The organism is Methylobacterium sp. Leaf106 (genome assembly GCF_001422895.1).
GTDB classification, from domain to species: Bacteria; Pseudomonadota; Alphaproteobacteria; order Rhizobiales; family Beijerinckiaceae; genus Methylobacterium; species Methylobacterium bullatum.
The window spans coordinates 21894-40866 of sequence record NZ_LMNB01000033.1 but is presented as its reverse complement, the minus strand read 5'-3'; the positions used below and the strand labels follow the sequence as shown (position 1 = coordinate 40866).

The 18973-nt window shown below is 68.2% G+C and carries 18 protein-coding genes and 1 pseudogene; 8 read left to right on the top strand and 11 right to left on the bottom strand.

Annotated features, from left to right (window positions below):
• Positions 1–69 precede the first annotated feature (69 nt).
• The 3 genes from ASF34_RS17835 to ASF34_RS17825 all read right to left on the bottom strand — a co-directional run bounded on the left by ASF34_RS17835 (position 70) and on the right by ASF34_RS17825 (position 3969).
• Entirely contained in the window at positions 70–2139 is a 2070-nt protein-coding gene (locus ASF34_RS17835; RefSeq protein WP_244479039.1) for a hypothetical protein, read from the bottom strand.
• Between the two features lie 684 nt (positions 2140–2823).
• Complete coding sequence (locus ASF34_RS17830; protein WP_056163074.1) at positions 2824–3465, bottom strand: DUF2147 domain-containing protein; 642 nt, start codon at positions 3463–3465, stop codon at positions 2824–2826.
• 294 nt (positions 3466–3759) lie between these two features.
• The gene (locus tag ASF34_RS17825) at positions 3760–3969 is read right to left on the bottom strand and encodes a hypothetical protein (RefSeq protein ID WP_018043143.1); all 210 of its coding nucleotides are present in this window, start codon (positions 3967–3969) and stop codon (positions 3760–3762) included.
• 402 nt (positions 3970–4371) lie between these two features.
• On the opposite strand from ASF34_RS17825, the pseudogene ASF34_RS23805 reads away from it, so the two are divergent.
• Both ASF34_RS23805 and ASF34_RS22440 read left to right on the top strand, forming a co-directional pair.
• Positions 4372–4488 (top strand): annotated as a pseudogene (locus tag ASF34_RS23805) (IS630 transposase-related protein); the annotation flags it as partial.
• Between the two features lies 1 nt (position 4489).
• Positions 4490–5427 (top strand): IS630 family transposase gene (locus ASF34_RS22440; protein WP_244479038.1). Its coding sequence is split into 2 segments (ribosomal slippage), with 939 coding nucleotides annotated over them: positions 4490–4823 and positions 4823–5427; the frame shifts between segments, so codons are not numbered across the junction. This gene is flagged as partial in the annotation.
• Positions 5428–5439: 12 nt separating this feature from the next.
• Here the strand turns inward: ASF34_RS22440 and ASF34_RS17810 are convergent.
• On the bottom strand, positions 5440–5649 hold the full coding sequence (locus ASF34_RS17810) for a hypothetical protein (RefSeq protein WP_018045620.1): 210 nt from the start codon (positions 5647–5649) through the stop codon (positions 5440–5442).
• A gap of 101 nt (positions 5650–5750) precedes the next feature.
• Entirely contained in the window at positions 5751–7253 is a 1503-nt protein-coding gene (locus tag ASF34_RS17805) for an HdeD family acid-resistance protein (RefSeq protein WP_056163071.1), read from the bottom strand.
• Positions 7254–7591: 338 nt separating this feature from the next.
• Here ASF34_RS17805 and ASF34_RS22895 point away from each other — a divergent pair, with 338 nt between their 5' ends.
• From ASF34_RS22895 to ASF34_RS17780, 6 genes are all read left to right on the top strand, one after another.
• The gene (locus ASF34_RS22895; protein ID WP_156465763.1) at positions 7592–8041 is read left to right on the top strand and encodes a hypothetical protein; all 450 of its coding nucleotides are present in this window, start codon (positions 7592–7594) and stop codon (positions 8039–8041) included.
• 203 nt (positions 8042–8244) lie between these two features.
• Positions 8245–8532, top strand: a complete 288-nt coding sequence (locus ASF34_RS17800) for a hypothetical protein (RefSeq protein ID WP_018045622.1) — start codon at positions 8245–8247, stop codon at positions 8530–8532.
• 107 nt (positions 8533–8639) lie between these two features.
• The gene (locus ASF34_RS17795) at positions 8640–9635 is read left to right on the top strand and encodes a heme/hemin ABC transporter substrate-binding protein (protein WP_082494221.1); all 996 of its coding nucleotides are present in this window, start codon (positions 8640–8642) and stop codon (positions 9633–9635) included.
• Positions 9628–10704 carry a FecCD family ABC transporter permease gene (locus ASF34_RS17790; protein ID WP_056163065.1) on the top strand — a complete coding sequence of 359 codons (1077 nt, stop codon included), beginning with the start codon at positions 9628–9630 and terminating at the stop codon, positions 10702–10704. The genes ASF34_RS17795 and ASF34_RS17790 overlap by 8 nt, the downstream gene beginning before the upstream one ends.
• Entirely contained in the window at positions 10697–11503 is an 807-nt protein-coding gene (locus ASF34_RS17785) for a heme ABC transporter ATP-binding protein (RefSeq protein ID WP_056163060.1), read from the top strand. The genes ASF34_RS17790 and ASF34_RS17785 overlap by 8 nt, the downstream gene beginning before the upstream one ends.
• Positions 11504–11690: 187 nt before the next feature.
• Positions 11691–13847, top strand: coding sequence for a TonB-dependent hemoglobin/transferrin/lactoferrin family receptor (locus tag ASF34_RS17780; protein ID WP_056163058.1), 2157 nt, complete (start codon positions 11691–11693; stop codon positions 13845–13847).
• A 310-nt stretch (positions 13848–14157) separates the two neighbouring features.
• On the opposite strand, the gene ASF34_RS17775 is transcribed toward ASF34_RS17780, so the two are convergent.
• From ASF34_RS17775 to ASF34_RS17745, 6 genes are all read right to left on the bottom strand, one after another.
• Entirely contained in the window at positions 14158–15246 is a 1089-nt protein-coding gene (locus ASF34_RS17775; RefSeq protein WP_200913319.1) for a UV damage endonuclease UvsE, read from the bottom strand.
• A gap of 292 nt (positions 15247–15538) precedes the next feature.
• Positions 15539–15931 (bottom strand): hypothetical protein, encoded by a 393-nt coding sequence (locus tag ASF34_RS17770; protein ID WP_056163665.1) that lies wholly within the window; start codon positions 15929–15931, stop codon positions 15539–15541.
• Between the two features lie 31 nt (positions 15932–15962).
• Positions 15963–16169, bottom strand: coding sequence for a hypothetical protein (locus ASF34_RS17765; protein WP_056163055.1), 207 nt, complete (start codon positions 16167–16169; stop codon positions 15963–15965).
• A 269-nt stretch (positions 16170–16438) separates the two neighbouring features.
• Positions 16439–17428 (bottom strand): hypothetical protein, encoded by a 990-nt coding sequence (locus tag ASF34_RS17755; protein WP_056163048.1) that lies wholly within the window; start codon positions 17426–17428, stop codon positions 16439–16441.
• A 206-nt stretch (positions 17429–17634) separates the two neighbouring features.
• Positions 17635–18333 carry a GNAT family N-acetyltransferase gene (locus ASF34_RS17750; protein WP_056163045.1) on the bottom strand — a complete coding sequence of 233 codons (699 nt, stop codon included), beginning with the start codon at positions 18331–18333 and terminating at the stop codon, positions 17635–17637.
• Entirely contained in the window at positions 18330–18968 is a 639-nt protein-coding gene (locus ASF34_RS17745) for an FMN-binding negative transcriptional regulator (RefSeq protein ID WP_056163043.1), read from the bottom strand. The genes ASF34_RS17750 and ASF34_RS17745 overlap by 4 nt, the downstream gene beginning before the upstream one ends.
• Positions 18969–18973: the final 5 nt, after the last annotated feature.

The window sequence follows — 18973 nt, the reverse complement described above, 5'->3', positions numbered from 1 at the left end:
AATGCCGGATGGACCCTCCCGGCCTCGATCCGCGGACGGCCACCCCGGTGTCGAGGTCGCGCGGAGACGTCAGCGGCAGAGGCTTTGCCGCGCGAGGCAGGGCAGCAGGCTGTCTTCGGGGAAGGGCAGCGTCACCTCCCCTGTCTTGGATTCGAGCCTGGAGATCGCCCATTCGCCCTTCGCATCGGCGACCGGCTCGATGAGCCAGCGCAGGGCGCGGACCTGGTCGCGGCCTCGCTCGGCCGGGAGCCGCGCTTCGACATATTGCTTGGACCACCACAGCATGCCGGAGGTGGGGAAGGTGACCGTGACCTTCTGCTTGGCCGCTTCGCAGACGAGCTGACGGACCCGGAAGCTGTTGCCCGCTGCGGCCTTCGGCCTGATCGCGGCGTCCAGCAGGCCGGAGCCGCCACCGGATGCCTTGAGGGCTTCCTGGCACCGGAGCTCGTCGCGCCGGGCGGCCAAGGCGCGGCTTCCCTCCTGGCAGGCCTGAACGAGGGGCCTGAGACTCTCATGCGACGGAATCATGCCGCGCCCGCATTGCAGGAGGGGCGACGCCGTGGCGTCCGATAGGGGATCGGCGGCGGCGAAGGCCTTGTCGACTTCGCCCGTCGCAATGCGGACGGCCTCGGTCCGGACCTCGGCGACCTTGCCGTTGAACTCCGTCACGAGGGCCGTCGGCGGATAGATCCCGCGCACATCGCTTGTGCCCATCAGGAACCAGTCGTTGGCCTCCAGCCCTGCGAACGTCTTCGGTGCGGCCTCGATCCGCCCGGCCTGCTCCTGGAAGACCTGCCGGACGCTTTTCGCCACGTAGTCTTCCGCCATTCCGGTGCAGGTCTTGTGGAGGCGCGACAGGGCCTCGTTGCCCCATGGCGTGCCGACGAGCCGGTCGCATTGCGAGCGAGCCTCGTTGAGGGGGAGGCTCTTGAGGCTCTCCCCGTCGAACGCCTCCCGAAGCTCCCGAGCGGCGGCCTGCTCCATCTCGGTGCGACGGGGTTCGAGCGGGACTCCGATGAAGCGGTCATGGGCCATCCGCGTCACGCCGTTTCGGCGGAGTTCGTCCCCGCCGAGCTGCAACCCGTTCGTCTCACGGAACGACGTCAGGGTCAGGGGAAGGGCGAGGAGGCGCTCCCGCTCCTCGTGCAGCCAGAGGGCGGCCTTCCGGCGCTTCTCGATGTCGGGATAGGATTGAGACAGCAGCCGGACGACGGTCCTGCCGTCCTTGCAGGACTGGGCTTTCCGGAGGAGGTCCTCCGTGAAGGGACGGTCCCAGTATTCGACCGGCAGACCCACCGCCCATTCGAGCCGCTCGATGTCGAGATAGCCGAACGTCGCGATTCGCTCGCACACGGTATCCCCCGGCAGGGCCTCGAGCGGTTGCCCGCTCGCCGCGAGGCGGTCGGCGACGATGCGCAGGAAGTCCAGGGCAGCCTGGCGGGCTGCCCCGTTGCGGTCGAGCGACCCATCGGGCGCCAGAGCGGGGCTGGTCGCCGCGCGCATCTCTGCGACGACCTGAGAGCGGGCGGCCGGCGGATCGACGGGAAGCTCCGCGAGCCGCTTGCGCTCGGCGTCGTAGAAGCGCCTCCAGAAGGTCGGCGCAGCCTCGGCGTAGCGCTGACGATAGGCTTGCTGGTCGAGGTCCGGCAGCAGGTCGAAGGGGGGAAGCGTCTGCTGCTCCCCGGCGACGGCCCGCGCCGTGTCGACGGAGGGACGGGCCTCGCCGAGCAGGCCGAAGAGGCGATCGATGCGGGCCTTCACGCTCTCGCTCCGAGCGAGCGTGAACGGCTCGCAATCGGCCTGCGGCTTGCCCTGGCCGGTGAGCCAGCGACCCTGGAGGCTGTCGCCGTTCTGCCCGAATCGCACCGCGACCCAAGGGCGGCCGCGTCTGTCCACCAGGATGAGACCACCCTCCGTGTCCTGAGCGACCAATTCCAGCTTTTGAAAAGAAGACGCGTTCGTCTTGCGAAAGAAGACGTCGAAAGCCGAGCCTTCGGGTCTGAATTCCCAATCGTCCAGCGTCGACACGCCGTCGCAAACGTGGCGACCCTTGAAGAAGCCGGCATCGAATGCTTTGGCCTCCCCCGATACCGTTGCGGACATTGCGAGGACGACGAGGGCTTTCAGGCTAAATGTCATGGATCGACCTGGATCTCCGCAATGATCGTGCATCAAATCACCCCTCCGCAAGGGGTAATCGATGCCTTTAACAAGCAGAGTTTACGTCGAGCCTGCGGCGCACTCAACGTTTGTCCGTCTGCGACAGCGGCCGGCCGGAATGAGCCGGCTCGGTACGGTCGTTCCCGACTGGACGGGGCGTGTCCCTGGACGTGGCGCGGACGCGAGGCGTTCGAACCGGCTGACGGAGCCGTCCGATCCGGATGATCTCCGGTTCGGCGGGCGGTCGTGGCGGACGGTCAGGCGGTGGAAGCGGTCGAACCGGGCGCGGAGAAGACGCCCTCGGCGACGTCGAACCGGATGGCCGAGGCCGAATGGGAATGGGACGGTTCAGGGGGCGGGACGCGCCAGCCACGCGCGCATCGTCGCGGACTTATGGCTGGCGTCGTCGTCGAGGACCTCGCGTCCGGTCCGGTCGGGGGGGCGCCGGACGGCCCGCATCGCGGCAATGGTGCCGCTGGGCCGTGGCTCCATAATTGGGAAAGATCGTCGTGCATCCGACCCTCGGACGCCCGCCGCGCGGTCTCCCGTACCGTCGGGCGTCCGCCCCGCCTCGGCACGCTTCGGCCAGGCGGGATGGGATCGAAGCGGTCGCCGGCAGGTCCGACGAGTCGGGACCCGGATCGAACGGGTCGGTCCGGTACCCTACTCGGCGGGCTTGGCCGCGGGCTTCGGTGCCGGCGCGGCCGGTTTCGTGGAGGGCGCGGCAGGGGTACCGGTCCCCGTGGCGGCCGGTGCGGCCTTCGGCGCCCATTCCGGATCGGAGCGGGGACCGCCCGGGCCGTTGGTCGGTCCGGTGATCTGTCCCGGCGCCGTATCGGTGACCTTGGTCCAGGCCTGCGACATGCACATGAAGCGCAGCATGCAGCCGCGCACGGTGAGTTCGCCGGGCTTCTCGCTCCAGATCGTCACGTCGTAGAACGACCCGTCCTCGGCGTTGTAGATCTTGCCTTCGTAATGGTTCTCGGCGTTGGGCTTGATGCCCATGACGAGCTGGTGGCCGAGCGATGGGCGGGCCTGCTTCTTCGGGTCGGGGTTCTTGAAGTCGATCCGGGGCTGGCCCTTGTCGTTCAGCGGCACCTTCAGCCAGACGACGTAGCCGCACAGGTGATCGTTCTTCGCGCCGCATTTCTCGAGACGGACGCGAGCCCGCCCGTCCTCGGTGAGCCAGGTTCCGCTCGGATCGTTCGGAGCAGCCATGGCGAGGCCGGACATCGCGCTGAGCGCAAGACCGGCCACCGGCGCCAGGAGGCGCCCGGCCACGGCCGAAATGGGTCGATACGTCATCAAGAACATCCTTAACCCGCCCCGAAACGCCGCTGTCCGCGCCCATGCCGTCCGCCCGTCCGGGGCGCGTGGTCGAGCGCGCGGTGGCGGGAGCCGCCCCTCGTCTGAAGGCCCCGGCTTCGGATGCGAACGTGACCGGATCATGACCGGCTCACGGCGTCCTAACGGATTTCGCGCAAGCCGCGAGAGAATTCTTCGTGAGGGTCGGCGTGTCTCGCCGAAGACGATGCCGCATGAAAAAGGGCCGGTGCTCACGCACCGGCCCCGATCCCGCCACCGACGAGGAAGGTTGGCTTACTCGGCCGCCGTCATGTCGGAGGTGAAGTGACCGCACCAATCCTTGGACGCCACCACCGGCCACAGGCCCGGCGACTTCGGCTCGGGCTGGCTCACCGGCGGGTTATAGCGGCAGAGACCTTCGTCGCCGGCCGACTGACCGCCATTGATCTTGTGATCGTCGAAGAAGCGGCAGCTCTCGCAGGCCGCGCTGGTGATGTGTGCCATGTGTCTCTCCCAATGATCCGGTCCAGGGGGCAGGAGGCCTGCCGACCCCCGCCATCCGCGTGGTTCTTAATTAGAATAACTCCAGACTGAGGTCAAGGGCGTCATGCGGCTCGATCCGGCGGCTCGGCGCGTTGCTGGGCCACCCAAAAGTTGTCAGTGGGCCGCGGAAACCCGGCAGCTGAAAAGGCCATAAGTGGCAGTCACCAAACGAACGATTGAATCGACCTTTCAATGAGGGGACCGCCGGGCGTGAAAGGATCGACGTGAATTGGCCAAGGCCGCTTCACCACTGACCAGCGCGGTCCCTCTGGCTAGAGCCGTGCCCTGGCGGTTTGAATCGTTGGGGGTAGGCGATTTGGATCAGTTGTGATTCACTGGACGGGCTTATGAGGGAGGATCACCATGCCTTCAGCTCTATCGGTCGATCTGCGCGAGCGTGTGGTCGCCGCGATTGAAGCGGGCACATCGCGGCGTCAGGCAGCCAAACGCTTCGGTGTCGGAGCGGCCAGCGCGATCCGCNGTCGATCTGCGCGAGCGTGTGGTCGCCGCGATTGAAGCGGGCACATCGCGGCGTCAGGCAGCCAAACGCTTCGGTGTCGGAGCGGCCAGCGCGATCCGCTGGCACGACTGCTTTCGGCAAGAAGGGCGGATCGCGCCCAAGCCCATGGGCGGCGACCGCAACTCGCAGCGCCTGGAAGCGCAGGCCGCCCTGATCCTTCGGGCCAACGAAGAACACCCGCAATCCTTCCTGCGCGAGCTCCGYGACGTYCTCTCGGAACGCGGTGTCCAAGCGAGCACGAGCAGCCTGTCACGCTTCTTCGCCCGGCACCGCATCACCCGTAAAAAGGGGCTGTCCACGCGGCCGAGCAGGAGCGGCCGGATGTGAAGGCCGCACGCGAGGACTGGTTCGAGCGCCAACCCGACCTCGATCCGGATCGCCTGGTCTTCCTCGACGAGACGGCCGCCACGACGAAGATGGCCCGCCGCTATGGTCGTGCTCCCCGCGGCGAACGCTGTCGGATCGCCGTGCCSCATGGGCATTACAAGACCACCACCATCACCGCCGCCCTGCGGGCCACGGGMCTGATCGCCAGGAGCGTCTTCGATGGAGCAACSAATGGCATGCGCTTCCGTGCCTACGTCACCGACACCYTGGCTCCTGTGCTCAGGGCCGGCGACACCGTCATCCTCGACAATCTGAACGCCCACAAGGTCGCCGGGGTGCGCGAAGCCATCGAGGCGGTCGGTGCACGGGTGCTCTACCTCCCGCCCTACTCACCCGATTTCAATCCCATCGAGCAAGTCTTTGCCAAGGTCAAAGCCCTCCTTCGGACCGCCGCAGCGCGAACCGCCGACGACCTGACCATCGCCATTCGAGAGGCTTTCTCCGCCTTCCGGCCGAACGAGTGCCGCAACTATCTCACCGCCGCTCGATACGATGCCTATGATCCAAGCTGAGCGGGCACGGCGCTAGATCCACCCGCCATCGTTGATCCGCGCCCTGATCCGATACGGCTCCGCCAGGACGTGGGCGTGAGACATGCCGGCGGCCAATGCCATGGCGGCGGAAGAAGAGGAGGTCGTCGAACTGCAGGAATGGAACCCGGCCGTCGTCACCGACCAGCGGAAGCGGGTCTTGTCGCTCCGGCACGCCGACACGGCGACGCTGTGGTTGGGCAAGGTGGGGATCTGCCTATCCCCATCATGGCATGGTCGCCCGAACGCTCCGATGTCGGGGCGACCCCATCGGATCCCAGACCGACCCACTCCCGCCCCGCCGCCTACGCGGCCGGGGACCGCCGCCGGGCGAGGCTGCGCATCCGCGCCACCGCCTCGGCCCGCCAGTTGCGCAGGAGCCGCCGCCTCACGCCGTCCCAGCTGATGGCCGGGACCGGCGAGACGGGATCGATGAGGGCGCTGAGCGCCCGCGAGTAGTCGAGCACGAGACCGGGCGTCCAGGTCATCGCGCCGGCCCCGTTCCGCAGGAGGGCGGCCGCCCAGAATTCCGGGCTCAGGGCGGCCTGGGCGAGCCTGCGCCACGGCTTGCCGGCCCGGCTGAACGCGCCCTCCACGGCGGCGTCGAGGGCGCGGGCGACCGCCGTCGAGCAGTTCCGGCCCACGAGATTGTAGGTCGCGTCGCGGCGATAACCGGCCCAGAAGCGCGTCAAGCCCGCCCCGTCGATGCCGTGGAGGGTGACCGTGACGGTGGCCTCGCACCAATCGTCCGCCTCCTCGCGGTAGCTCGGCAGGAAGCGGCCCGGCACGTTGTTCTCCGGGCCGGCCCGCAGGGTGGCGCGCAGGTTGTCGGGGGACCGGTCGATCTCCACCGCGGGGTAATGGCTCACATAGAGCGGGCTCCCGTGCGTCCCGCTGCCATCGCCCAGTTCCAGGGCCGCGTGCCCGGTGGAGATGTGGCCGGACCCGTTCACGGAGATGACGTAGCGATGGACCAGGCGCTGCCGGGCCGGGATCGAGACCGTTCCCGTCGGCGTCCAGACATAGACGGTGAGCGTGTCCGTGCCGGCCCCGTCGGCGCGCGGTCCGGCTGCCGCCGGAGGGCGCCGCAACCGCAGCCCGAGGATCGCCACCTTGATCCCCGCCAGCATCAGGAAGGCGCCGATGCAGAACCCCACCGTGCCGGCGTACCAGGTGGGCCAGGGCTGCAGGGTGATGATGCCCAACGCCACGCCCAGCGCCCCATGCGCCGCCGACAGGCGCCAGCCCGGAAAGCGGAGCACATAGGAGAGCGCGAAGCGCGACAGGCCGTCGAACAGGAAGGCCGTCCCGAACAGCATGGCGAGGAGGAACGTGCTCGAGGACGAGGCCAGCATCGTCAGCACCGCCACCACGAGGAGGAGCGCCGCCTTGAGGAGGCGCAACCGGCGCGCGGCGCCGGTGGCGACGAGGCCGCGCAGGAACGAGCCCAAAGCCTCGACCACGAGGAGGAGGCCGAACCAGCGGTCGGGAATATGCGTGGCCCCGTCGAGGGCATCGATCACGAGGGCGGCGCCGAACCCCGTCCAGACGAGGCCCGCCCCGGTGACGAGGCCCCAGCGCCGGTGGACCGCCTCCCGCCCCACCAGCAGCAGCCAGAGCGGCAGCGCCATCTGGCTCGCCGGAGCCTCGGAGGCGGCGAGCAGATCGTCGACGGGGGCGCCCTCTCCCTTGGCCAGAGCGAGGTTCACGACGCCCTGCCCCTTCAGGCTCAGCCGCCCGTGGCCGGAATCGCCCTCGGGGCGGGACGCGTCCGTCGCGGAGCCGTCGTGGAATGATTGAGGCCGCATGGTCACCGGTGATCGCCCCCCGCAGTGCGCCATCTCCTATCACCGAGAAGCCAGAACAAGGGAAAGGTTCGCTTAAAGGAGCCGCATCGACCCGAATTTTTCCAGGTCATACAACTCCAACAGTCTCAATCTGACGCAGGCACAGCCCGTTTCGACCCGCCCCCGCCGTAAGGGTTATCCTACGTCGCGCTCAAACGCAGCGCATTGGCTGATGCGTTAGACCCTACCAATCTGATGCATTTGGGTAACTATTTTCAGAATTAATTGATATTTATGCTTCGCCTCTAGAAGCCGCAATTATGATCGTTGTACAATTTTACAGATACGGAGTTCGATCTATGAATAGAAAAACCATAAAATCGATCCTTTTGGCATTTTTCAGCGTAAATATTGCAGGGTGCACGTTATCAGGTGTGAAATACGTCGATGGAGTTCCAACCTCGGACACAATTGAATCAAATGTTGCGAGAAGAGCTCTTAACACTGTAGAATTTGCACAGTTTTCAGTAATAGGTCGCGAAATATTAGACCCTTCAGTTACAGGGCCATATTCTAAAAGAAATATTTTTAGCAGCGAGCCAATCGAAAATGTTTATTGCGTTAAGGCAAAACTTAGGAACCCACTGCTGTCAGTAGATAGCGCGTTTCATAAAACAGTGTCAGTCGAAGTCCAATCTATTCTTTCGGAGAAACCATTGGCTTGGCCCATTATTTCAACAGGCATGGGATGTGACAGATCGCCAATGAGACCTTTCCCAGAACTTTCAAAAATAGGCTATCGACCATAACCGATTGATCAACGCCCATCTCGCAACCGCCCTTCAGCGTCGGCGTTTGACCACGAGATTTCACCCTCGCGCGCCCTTCGGATCCGGGCTCCGCTGCGCGGCCCCGGAACGATCGAGGCGCGCCAGACCGCATCGCCCGGCGTCCAGAGCCATACTCCATCGGCCCGGTTGTCGAGGCCGCCGGCGGCTGCCATGGTCGCCCGATGGCACAGTCACCCCCCTCCCGCTACTCCCCCTCCGAACTCATCGAGCAGTTGCGGGAGGCCGCCGAAGAGATCGCGCCCGAACTTCCCGGCATCCGGGCGGAGGAGACGCTGGAGGGCGAGGCGGCCCAGACCATCGAGGAGATGGCCGAGGCCCTGATGCGGATAGCGAACGGGGCGCCGCGCCCCCAGGACCTCGCCCGCGCCGCCCTGGAGGCCAAGGCGCCCCTGAAGCCGATCGGCCGCCCCAAGAGCACCGTGGTGAAGATGCAGCGGCCGCGTCGGTAGAGCCTCCGGCGCAGCAACGGCAAGAACAGACTGTATCAATTCAAAAGTAGATATTTTTTAAATCTTGCCTTGGACTGCGCCGGCAGGCACACTCTTCGACCTATAGCATGACACGAGTGACGCCGACGGACGGTCGCCGGGAGGCGGTCCCCGTCCATGCCGGCGCGCGACCGGCTCAGGGCGACCGCCAGCGACAGGGTGATCCCGACCAGATGACGCACCGTCCTTGCCCTCCCCGCCCGTCCCGCCGCGCGATCCTGGCCGGCGGGCTCGGCCTCGCCGCCCTCGGGGGCCCGGCGCGGGCGGCGGGGCCGGCCGCGCGCATCGCCTCGCTGGGCGGGGCCGTCACCGAGATCCTCTACCGGCTCGGGGCCGCGAGCCGGATCGTGGTGGTCGACACCACGAGCATCTACCCGGCGCAGGCCCTGCGCGAGAAGCCGAATGTCGGCTATCTGCGCGCGCTGTCGGCGGAGGGGCTGCTCTCGGCCGGCCCGGATCTCGTCATCGCGGCCGAGGGCGCCGGCCCAGCCGACGTGCTGACCCTGGTGCGCGAGGCCGGGGTGCCGGTCTCCATCGTCAAGGAGCCGCCGACCCCCGAAGGTGTCCTCGACAAGATCGCCACGGTGGGACGCCTCGCCGGCCTCGAACGGGAGGCCGCCGCCCTCGCCGGGGAGGTGCGCGCGCAATTCGCCGGTCTGAGCGAGCAGCGCGCCCGCATCACCCGCCCGGCCAGGGCGCTCGTCGTGCTGTCGGTAGCCAACGGCCGCGTCATGGTCGGGGGCCGCAACAGCACGGCGGACGGCATCCTGGCCCTGGCGGGGGTGGAGAACGCGGCGACCGGCATCGAGGGGTTCAAGCCGATGACGGACGAGGCCATCATCGCCGCCGCCCCCGACGCCGTGGTGATGATGCAGAACGGCGCCGAGGCCCCGAACCCGGAGACGACCTTCGCCCCCGGCACCGCCCTCGGCCAGGTACCGGCCGCCGCCAAACACGCCCTCGTGGCCATGGACGGCCTCTACCTCCTCGGCTTCGGCCCGCGCACCCCGGATGCCGCACGCGACCTGATACGGGCGATCTACCCCGACCTCATCCGTGGCTGATCCTGTCCACGGGGACAGGCTCGCCGATCCGCGCCGCCGGGACGTCGCGGTCTTCGCCGGCTTGGCAATCCTCGTCCTCGCCGTCAGCCTCCTCTCCGTTGGAATCGGGGCGATCCCCATCGCGCCGGCGCGGATCCTCGACGTGATGATGCAGGGCGGGGCGGATCCGGGCCTCGCGCGCGACAGCCTCGTCATCCTCAACATCCGCCTGCCGCGCACCCTCCTGGGCCTGATGGTCGGCGCGGGCCTGGCGGTCTCCGGGGCGCTGATGCAGGGGCTCTTCCGCAATCCCCTGGCCGATCCGGCCCTGGTCGGCGTCTCCGCCGGGGCGGGTCTCGCGGCGGCCTGTATCATCGTCCTCGGCGACCGGCTCCTCGTGGCCTTTGGCCTGCCGGGGCCGCTCCCCTATGCGGTGCTGCCGGCGGCGGCCTTCTGCGGGGGGCTCGTGGCGACGCTCGGCCTCTACCTCGTCGCCACCCGCTCGGGCCGGACCTCCGTGGCGACGATGCTGCTCGCCGGCATCGCGCTCGGAGCGCTGAGCGGCGCGATGACGGGGCTCCTCGTCTATGCCAGCGACGACCGGCAGCTGCGCGACCTCACCTTCTGGTCCCTGGGCAGCCTCGGGGGATCGACCTGGACCAAGGTGGCGGCCACCGCTCCGGCGATCCTGCCGGTGCTGATCGCCGTGCCGTTCCTCGGGCGCGGGCTCAACGCCCTGGTCCTCGGGGAGGCGGAGGCGTTCCATCTCGGCATCCCGGTGGAGCGGCTCAAGCGGGCGGCGATCCTGCTGGTGGCCATCGCCGTCGGCGCCGGCGTGGCGGCGGCCGGGGTGATCGGCTTCGTCGGCCTCGTGGTGCCCCATACCCTGCGGCTGATGATCGGCCCCGAGCACCGGCGGCTCCTGCCGGCCTCGGCCCTCCTCGGGGGCGCGCTCCTCGTCCTGGCGGATGTGGCGGCGCGTCTCGCGGTGGCGCCGGCCGAACTGCCCATCGGGATCGTCACGGCGCTGGTGGGCGCCCCCGTCTTCCTGTGGCTCCTCCTGGCGCGGACCCGGACCCTCAATGTCTGAGGCGGCGCCCCTGCTCACCGCGTCCGGCCTCGCCTTCGCCACGGGCGGGCGCACCCTCGTGGAGGGCGTGTCGCTCGACGTGGCGCCGGGATCGCTGCAGGTCATCATCGGCCCGAACGGCGCGGGCAAATCCACCCTGCTGCGCCTCCTGTGCGGCGAGCTCGCCCCCACCGCGGGCACGGTGGCCTATGGCGGAACGCCGGTTCCGACGATCCCGCCCTGGCGGCTCGCGGCCCTGCGGGCGGTGATGCCGCAGACCACGCGGCTCGCCTTTCCCTTCTCGGTCTCGGACGTCGCCCGCATCGGGCTCGACGGCATCGGCCGGGGCCTCACCCGGCGCGACCGCGAGGCAATCCTCGCCGACGCCCTCGGCCGGGCCGACATCCTGCATCTCGCGGGCCGTGCCTATCAGAGCCTCTCGGGCGGTGAGCAGGCCCGCGTCCAGTTCGCACGCGTGCTGTGCCAGCTCGCCGCCGGCCGCACCATCGCCACCGGACAGGTCCTGTTCCTCGACGAACCCACCGCGAGCCTCGACCTGCGCCATCAGAGCGCGATCCTGGAAGCCGTGGATGGGCTGCGGGACCGGGGCGTCGGCGTGGTGGCGATCCTGCACGACCTCAATCTCGCGGCCGCCTATGCCGACACCCTGCTGGTGCTCTCCGAGGGCCGCCTCGTGGCGCGCGGCACCCCGGCGGCGATCCTGCGCGACGACCTGATCGCCGACATCTTCCAGGTGAGCTGGCCCGTCGGGCGGGTGCCCGAGGGCGGGCGGCCCTTCATCCTCCCGCGCCGCCTGTGACCGGGCGGCAACAGACCACGGTATTACAATATTGAACTGGAACAGGTCCAGAAATATTCAGACGGTTCTTGGACCTACCCCAATCTAGCCAAGACTAAACTGCGTTGACCGCACAGTCACGAAGCAGCATCAGCGCTGGGAGCCAGCCAACCTCCCAGCGCTGCCTTTCTGTCTCGCGGAACCGGTCATGCCTCCCCGTCGCCTCCTCACCCCCCATCGCGCCGGCGCCCTCGTCGGCGTCTCGCTCATCGCGATGAGCGCCGCTCAAGCGCAGACGGCGCCCGCCCTCCCCGCGGCGCAACCGCCGCACACGGCGGTGAGCCTCGACACTCTCTCGGTCACCGCGACGAAGACCGAGGAGCCCGCCATCGACGCCCTGTCCGGGAGCAGCGTCGTCACCCGCGCGCAGATGGACCGCCTGCAGCCGAGCCGCCTCTCCGACGTCCTGCGCGACGTCCCCGGCGTCACCACGCAGGAGAACCAGAACGACCCGGCCCAGGCCATCAACATCCGCGGGCTGCAGGATTTCGGGCGCGTCAACGTCCTGGTGGACGGCGCCCGCCAGAACTTCCAGACCTCGGGCCACAGCGCCAACGGCGTCTTCTATCTCGATCCCGAACTCGTCGGCGGCGTCGACATCACGCGCGGCCCCACCTCCACCATCTACGGCTCCGGCGCGATCGGCGGCGTGGTCGCCTTCCGCACGCGCTCCATCGACGACATCCTGGCTCCGGACGAGAAGGCGGGCGCGGTCCAGAAATTCGGCTTCGGCTCGAACGGACAGACATTCCTGAACTCGACGGCGCTGGGCGCCCGCATCGGCACCGCGGCGGATGTGTTCGGTCAGTTCGTCTACCGCAACAACGACGCCTATCGCGACGGGTTCGGCACGCTCGTGCGCGACACCGGCAACGAACTGACCTCCGGCCTGGCCAAGTTCAACCTCCGGCCCGCCGACGGCCACGAGATCAGCGGCACGGCCCTCCTGCAGAACTTCGACTTCGCCAATAACGGCAGCAGCAACGCCGGAGCCCGCTTCAACAACGCGGTCCAGGCCAACACCTACACCCTCGGCTACCGCTTCGCCCGGCCCGACGTGCCCCTGATCGATCTGAGCGTGAAGGGCTACTACACCGGCACGCACAACACGCTGACCTTCCTCGACGACACCGCGAGCGGTCTCTACGGCAATCTCGGCGTGCGGGCCGGCGACAGGATCGACTACGACATCGAGACGCTGGGCGTCGACGTCCACAACACGGCCCGTTTCGACACCTGGGCCTTGAGTCACGCCCTGACCATCGGCGGCGACGCGGTGTTCGACCGGGTCAAGACTACGGACAATGCCGGGGGCTTCGGCTCCGCTTTCACGCCCTCCGGGCAGCGGACCCTGGCGGGCGCCTTCATCCAGGACGAGGTGCGCTACGCCTCCTGGCTGCGGGTCATCGGAGCGTTGCGCTACGACCATTACGAAATGTCCGGCGGCAACGCGAGCTCGAGCGGCGACCGCCTCTCTCCCAAGATCACGGTGGGGGTCTCGCCCTTTGCCGGGATCGAGTTCTACGGCACCTATGCGGAAGGCTATCGGGCGCCGTCGATCACCGAGACCCTGGTCCAGGGCATCCATCCCTTCCCGGCCTTCAACATCCTGCCGAATGCGTCCCTGAAGCCCGAAGTGGCGCACAATATCGAAGGGGGCATCAACCTCAAATACGGCGATGTCCTGAGGCCCGGCGACGTCTTCCGCGCCAAGGCCAACGTCTTCCAGAACGAGATCGACGACTACATCAACACCGCCCAGGTCGGCCCGACCTATTTCGTGCCCGTGATTCCCGGCATTCCGGCCTCGGTCTGCGTCGGCCGGCCCGGACGTTTCCCGTGCTTCATCCCGGTCCAGTCGTTCCAGTACCTCAACGTGGCGCAGGCCGAAATCTCCGGCGTCGAACTGGAGGGCGCCTACGATTGGGGCGGCGGCTTCGTCTCGGTGGCGGCCACCCATACCGAGGGGCGCGACAAGGCCACGCGCGAGGCCCTTCTGAGCATCCCCCCGGACCGCATCAGCGCCACGCTCGGCCTGCGCTTCCTCGACGACAGCCTCACGGTGGGAAGCCGCCTCACCTTCGTGGACAAAAGCAACGTCGTTCCCGACAGTGCGACGATCCTGGCGACCAAGGCCTATGGCCTCGTGGATGTCTTCGCGTCCTACCGGGTCAACGACCGGATCCGCGCCGACTTCACCCTGCAGAACGCCTTCGACAAGCGCTACACCCAGTACCTCAACCTGCTGCAGAGCCCAGGCCTGACGGCAAAGGCCGCGATCAGCATCAAGTTCGCCACGCGCTGACCGACGGGATAGTCAGTTCGCGCGACGCACCACGGTGCGGGAGGGCGGCGGGCAGGCTTCCGAGAGCGTGTTTGCGGTGTATTTCCAAGGCTTTACCTCATCCTGAGGTGCCGCGCAGCGGCCTCGAAGGAGGGCTCCAGATATCGCGCGACAACTGGAGTGCTCCTTCGAGGCCCGCTGACGCGGGCGCCTCAGGATGAGGTGGTCTGCTTGGATGATCTGCTTTGGCAAATGATCGACTTGGGTATGGGCATCCGCTGAGCAATCCGATCACACAAGCTCTCAAGGACATAGGCAGCCGTCGCTCCGCTCACGCAGCGGAGGCGGTGCCGCGTAGCGGCTCGGCCGCCCGCACCTCACCGACCGCGGCGGCGATGCCGGTGGAGGCCAGGTTCTTGCCCTTCGCCTCGATCTCGAAATCGGCCCAGGCGAGGTGCCGGGCCACGAGGGCGTTGAGCGCCCGGTTGCCCATCAGGTGCGAATGGGCCGCGATGTCGCGCCACTTGTGCCCGGCCCCTATCAGGGCGGCGTAATCGGGCAGCGTGTCCGGGTCGTGCCCCTCCAGCAGGGCCTCGCGCGAGAGGCTGATATGGGCGATCGGGCGCACGCCGCGCCAGGAGTCGCGGATGCGGGCGATCCGCGAATCGTCGGGCTCGATATAGATGCCGCCGCTCTGGACCCAGTGGTGGTGCAGGTCGAGGACCACCGGCACGTCGTCCGCCAGGTCCAGCACCGTGTCGAGGCCGAAGGCGTTCTCGTCGTTCTCCACCGTCAGCAGGTCGCGCGCGGTCTGGGAGAGCTTGGGCAGGCTGGCGCGAAACCCGTCGATGCCCGGATCGCGGGCGCCGACATGGATGTTGATATGGGCGCCCTGCGGGTGCCAGCCGCCGCCATAGCCCATCATCGCCATCAGCTCGGTATGGTATTCGAGCTCGGAGATGCCGTTGCGCTCGGCATTGGGGTTGCGCGAGGCGATGACGCAGAACGGCCCGGGGTGGAAGCTGAGGCGCACGCCCCCCGCCCGCGCCCGATCGCCGACGCGCGCGAGACCGGTCTCCACGAGATCGACCATCTCGGGCTCGGCATAGATCGAGCGTGCCACCGCGTGGGTGTAACCGGGCAGGACATTACTCGCCATCCGCAGCAGGCGCTCCAGGGGCGGCCGGGCCGCGACCCAGGCGATCTGCCGTTCGAGCGCGCCGAGATTGTGCCGGACGAGACCCTCGAGCTTCGCCCGCCGCGCCGCGGGCGSGAGCCTGTCGAGATGGCTCATGGTAGTGTGCGACAGGTTCATGTGAAGCGTCGCCTCGCGGGCGGCCTTCAGGGTCTTGAAGCTGGCAGGATCGTCGTCGAGCACGAAGGTGCAGCAGAAACCGAGGCGCGGCGTGTCCATCATCATGGGGGGATAACGGCGTCGGCCGGCTTTGGTGTCGCCGGACCGGGCGGTTTCGGATCGCCCCGTGACCGAGCCGGCGTGATCGGATGCCTCAGCGGATGCACACGCTGATGTCGGTCGTCCGCCAAAGTCGATCGCCCGACCCGACCACCTCATCCTGAGGTGCCCTTCGCCTCGGCGAAGGGCCTCGAAGGAGCCCTCCAGATACCGAAGCGTTCCCTGGAGCCCTCCTTCGAGGCCGCTACGCGGCACCTCAGGATGAGGTAGAGCCTTGGAAAAACATCCAAAAAGTCTCTCAGTCCAGGCACATGGCGAAATACATCTCCCTGATCCGCTCCAGGGCCTGGAACCCCTCGGCGCGCGGGTTGAGGAGTTCCGGCCCCTCCGGGACACGGCCGAAGAACGCGCTCGACGGATCGGCCACGAAGCCGCGCTCGCCGATATAGAGCCCGTCCCGGTTCTTCACGTTGACCGAGCCGCAGACCCACGACCCTTCGGCCTTGCGCAACGCCGTCACCTTCGGATCGAGGGCGCCGAAACGCTCCCCCACCATGACGAGGATCGCTTCCGCCGCGGACTTGCCGATGACGGCATCGGACCCGTCCTCGACCCGCTGCGCCTGCGCCGGGCCGGACAGGGCCGAGAGCAGGAGGAGCGCCCCCACGAGGCCACGGGAGTGGCCCGTCATCGTGAATGGCCGAACCATGACGCGACGGCCCTCACCGCGCCGAACCCGCTCCGCCGCCCCCGTTGGTCGCCGGCTTGGCATCGGCGATGAGGATGTCGAGGGATTGGCGCACGATCTCCAGGGCGCTCACGCCCTTGCTCGCGGCCTCCGCCTCGACCTTCGCCCGGTCGGCGGACGGCATCCCGTCGAAGATCGCCTGCGCGACCCCCACCGATGCATGCTTGTGATGTTCGCCCATGATCAGACCAGCCGGATGACGGTGGAGCCGAAGCTCCCGTTCAATACTAATAAGCATTTCATGAGAATAGCCTGACCCCGCACTTGGGAACGATGAGTGCTCTTCTTTCTCACCTCGCAGCAGAGATCAACTCGTTCCATGATGGAAATCTGGGTGAAATCACCCAAAACGCGACCCGCGATTCGCCAAAGCACCATCATCTCGCTGGCGGGCAAGGCCGGAACCGGACTGGGCACGGCGCCCCCGCCCTCATCGCATGGCCCGCGACGTCAGAATTCGAGGCCGAGCTTGAGGCGGACGGCGTGGCGCTCGAACTGGCCGAGGCCGAGGGCGCGCCGTGCGAAGGCGGGATCGGCATCGCGCCCCCAGATCTGGCCGGCATAGGCCAGGGTGATCCAGGCCTTCTCGGTGAAGCGGTGGTGCAGGGCCGGGCCGAGGGTCAGGGCCTGGCTCTCCAGCCGGTTCAGGAAAGCCCCGTCATAGCCGCGCAGGTAGCGCAGTTCCGGCCCGAGATAGGTCTTGTCCGCCACCTCTCCGACGAGGGCGTTCGACCAGACGAAGGTCGAGGAGCGGTAGCCCTCGCCCGAGCCGCGCTGGCGCCCCACCGCCGGTTCGAAACTGACGTTGCTGCCGTACCAGAGTGTGTTCGGCACGATCTGGACATCGACCTGGGCCAGGGTCTCGAGATCGAAGACGTCGGCGCCGTTGCCCTCAATCGGCAGGATGCGGGTGAAGCGCGGCCTCACCTCCAGGGCGAAACCCACGGGCTGCTCGGCCGAGCCCTTCAGGAACTGGTACTTCACGTCGATCGAGGCCCCGTCGAACGTGCCGAAGGCCTTGTCGTCGAGATCGGCGATGGTGCGGACCCGGTGCAGGGTGCCGAAGGCGCTGAACTCGATGCTCAGGCGGTCGATCGGATCGAACTGATAGCCGAGGCGCGCGTCGAAGGCCCGGTAATGCGACGGGCCGGGGCCGGCGCGGCGCTTGCCGATGCGCGAGACGCTGTCGAAGACGACCTCCTGCTGGCCCTTCTCGCCGGCATCCGTTCCTTCGGTGAAGCCGAACAGGTGCTCGGTGTCGACATCCTCTTTCTCGGGCGACGACGGCTTGGCTTTCGTCTCAGGCGACGGCGACTTGGCCTTCGACGAGCGCGCCTGACCGCCGCTCTTGCCGTCCTTGCCGTCCTCGGAGCCGGCCAGCGCCGGCGCGCAGGAACAGGCGGCGAGAAGAAGCGCGACGGCGATCCTCACGGGCGTCATGGCGCGGTGTTTCCTTCGGCCCGAGGCACCGATGTCCCCCGGTCCCGTCGACACCCTAGCCGGCCGCACCCCGAGACGCTGCGCCGTCTCTGCAACAGGACGAGAGTATTCATGATGCAGAGGATGATCACGCCGGATGAAACGTGAGATGGGGCCGAGACGACCTCCGGCTTTCGGAGGGCGGTGCTCCCATCGCCGGACGGTCTTCAGCCCCGCAGGGCCGCGAGGGTCCGCCGCTGGCGGCCCGCATCGTCGAAATTCTCCGGCGCGAGCCAGGCGGCGAAGGCGTCCCGCAGGCGGGGCCAGTCGGCATCGGTCACCGCGAACCACGCCGTGTCGCGCGAGCGCCCCTTGGTGACGATGGCGTTGCGGAAGATGCCCTCGAAGGTGAAGCCGTAGCGCAGGGCCGCCGCGCGGGAGGGCGCGTTGAGGCTGTCGCATTTCCACTCGTAGCGGCGATATCCGAGGTCGAAGGCGCGGTCCATCATCAGGGCCATCGCCTCGGTGGCGGCGGGGTTGCGGGCGAGACCGGGGCCGAACTGGATATGGCCGACCTCGATACAGCCATGGGCCGGCTCGATCCTGAGATAGGCCGCGAGGCCCAGCGCCCGGCCGGTGGCGGCGTCGAGGATGGCGTGATGCATCGGGTCGCGGCTGCGCGCGATCTCCGCCAGTCGCGCGCGATACTCGGCCTCGTCCGCCGGCGGCTCCACGGGCAGGTAGGTCCAGCGCGCCGGGTCGTGCGCCAGAGCGGAGAAGAGGTCGCCCGCATGGCGCTCGGCATCGAGGGGCTCGATCCGGCAGAACCGGCCCTGCATCGCCTCGCGTGGCGGGAACGACGGCGCGGTCCACCCCGCGAGGGCGGGGCCGACCGGCTGGCCATAGGAATTCACGCGCTCGCTCATGCCCGAACTCCCAACCTGTCGACGAGGTCCGCCATCGCGTCGTTGCCGCCCGCGTCCCGGCGCAATCCGGCCGCGACGCCGGCCCGGTCCGCCTCCGTGCGGTTCTGGCTGACCTTCCATTTGCCGGTGAGCCGCGCAATCGGAATCTCGATGCCGACGATCCCCCTGATCTGCGCGGCGGTGAAGGCCGGCGGCGCGTCCGCCACCGACCAGGGCGCGTCCCGCCCCGACTCCTGCATCCGCGTCAGGTCGTCGATCTGCCGGCGCAGCCAGGCCTCGTCCTCGATGACTTGCGGGCGGCCCCGCGCCTGGACGGTGGCGTAGTTCCAAGTAGGCACCACCTTCCCCGTCTCACGCTTCGTCGCGTACCAGGAGGGCGTGACGTAGCGGTCCGGCCCCTGGAACACGACGAGGCATTCGGGAAGCCCGTCGAGGTCGCGCCAGTGCGGGTTGGCGCGGGCGAGATGGGCGCGCAGCACGCGCTCTCCGCCAGCGCCCTCGTCGAGGAGGAAGGGAACGGGGTTGGCCATCAGCCCGCCGGCGCCCGCGCTCACCAGCAGGCCGAGCGGGCAGGCGCGGATGAGGGCGGCCTGGGCCGCGGCATCGTCGGTGCGGAAATGGGGCGGCTCGTACATGACGC

Bases quoted from the DNA above. Each gene is read 5' to 3' on its own strand.
- ASF34_RS17800 (WP_018045622.1), top strand. From the start codon at position 8,245: ATGGCACAGTCACCCCCCTCCCGCTACTCCCCCTCCGAACTCATCGAG.
- ASF34_RS17745 (WP_056163043.1), bottom strand. From the start codon at position 18,968: ATGTACGAGCCGCCCCATTTCCGCACCGACGATGCCGCGGCCCAGGCC.
- ASF34_RS17785 (WP_056163060.1), top strand. From the start codon at position 10,697: ATGTCTGAGGCGGCGCCCCTGCTCACCGCGTCCGGCCTCGCCTTCGCC.
- ASF34_RS17805 (WP_056163071.1), bottom strand. From the start codon at position 7,253: ATGCGGCCTCAATCATTCCACGACGGCTCCGCGACGGACGCGTCCCGC.
- ASF34_RS17835 (WP_244479039.1), bottom strand. From the start codon at position 2,139: ATGACATTTAGCCTGAAAGCCCTCGTCGTCCTCGCAATGTCCGCAACG.
- ASF34_RS17755 (WP_056163048.1), bottom strand. From the start codon at position 17,428: ATGACGCCCGTGAGGATCGCCGTCGCGCTTCTTCTCGCCGCCTGTTCC.
- ASF34_RS17795 (WP_082494221.1), top strand. From the start codon at position 8,640: ATGACACGAGTGACGCCGACGGACGGTCGCCGGGAGGCGGTCCCCGTC.
- ASF34_RS17825 (WP_018043143.1), bottom strand. From the start codon at position 3,969: ATGGCACACATCACCAGCGCGGCCTGCGAGAGCTGCCGCTTCTTCGAC.
- ASF34_RS17830 (WP_056163074.1), bottom strand. From the start codon at position 3,465: ATGACGTATCGACCCATTTCGGCCGTGGCCGGGCGCCTCCTGGCGCCG.
- ASF34_RS17770 (WP_056163665.1), bottom strand. From the start codon at position 15,931: ATGACGGGCCACTCCCGTGGCCTCGTGGGGGCGCTCCTCCTGCTCTCG.
- ASF34_RS17780 (WP_056163058.1), top strand. From the start codon at position 11,691: ATGCCTCCCCGTCGCCTCCTCACCCCCCATCGCGCCGGCGCCCTCGTC.
- ASF34_RS17750 (WP_056163045.1), bottom strand. From the start codon at position 18,333: ATGAGCGAGCGCGTGAATTCCTATGGCCAGCCGGTCGGCCCCGCCCTC.
- ASF34_RS17765 (WP_056163055.1), bottom strand. From the start codon at position 16,169: ATGGGCGAACATCACAAGCATGCATCGGTGGGGGTCGCGCAGGCGATC.
- ASF34_RS22895 (WP_156465763.1), top strand. From the start codon at position 7,592: ATGAATAGAAAAACCATAAAATCGATCCTTTTGGCATTTTTCAGCGTA.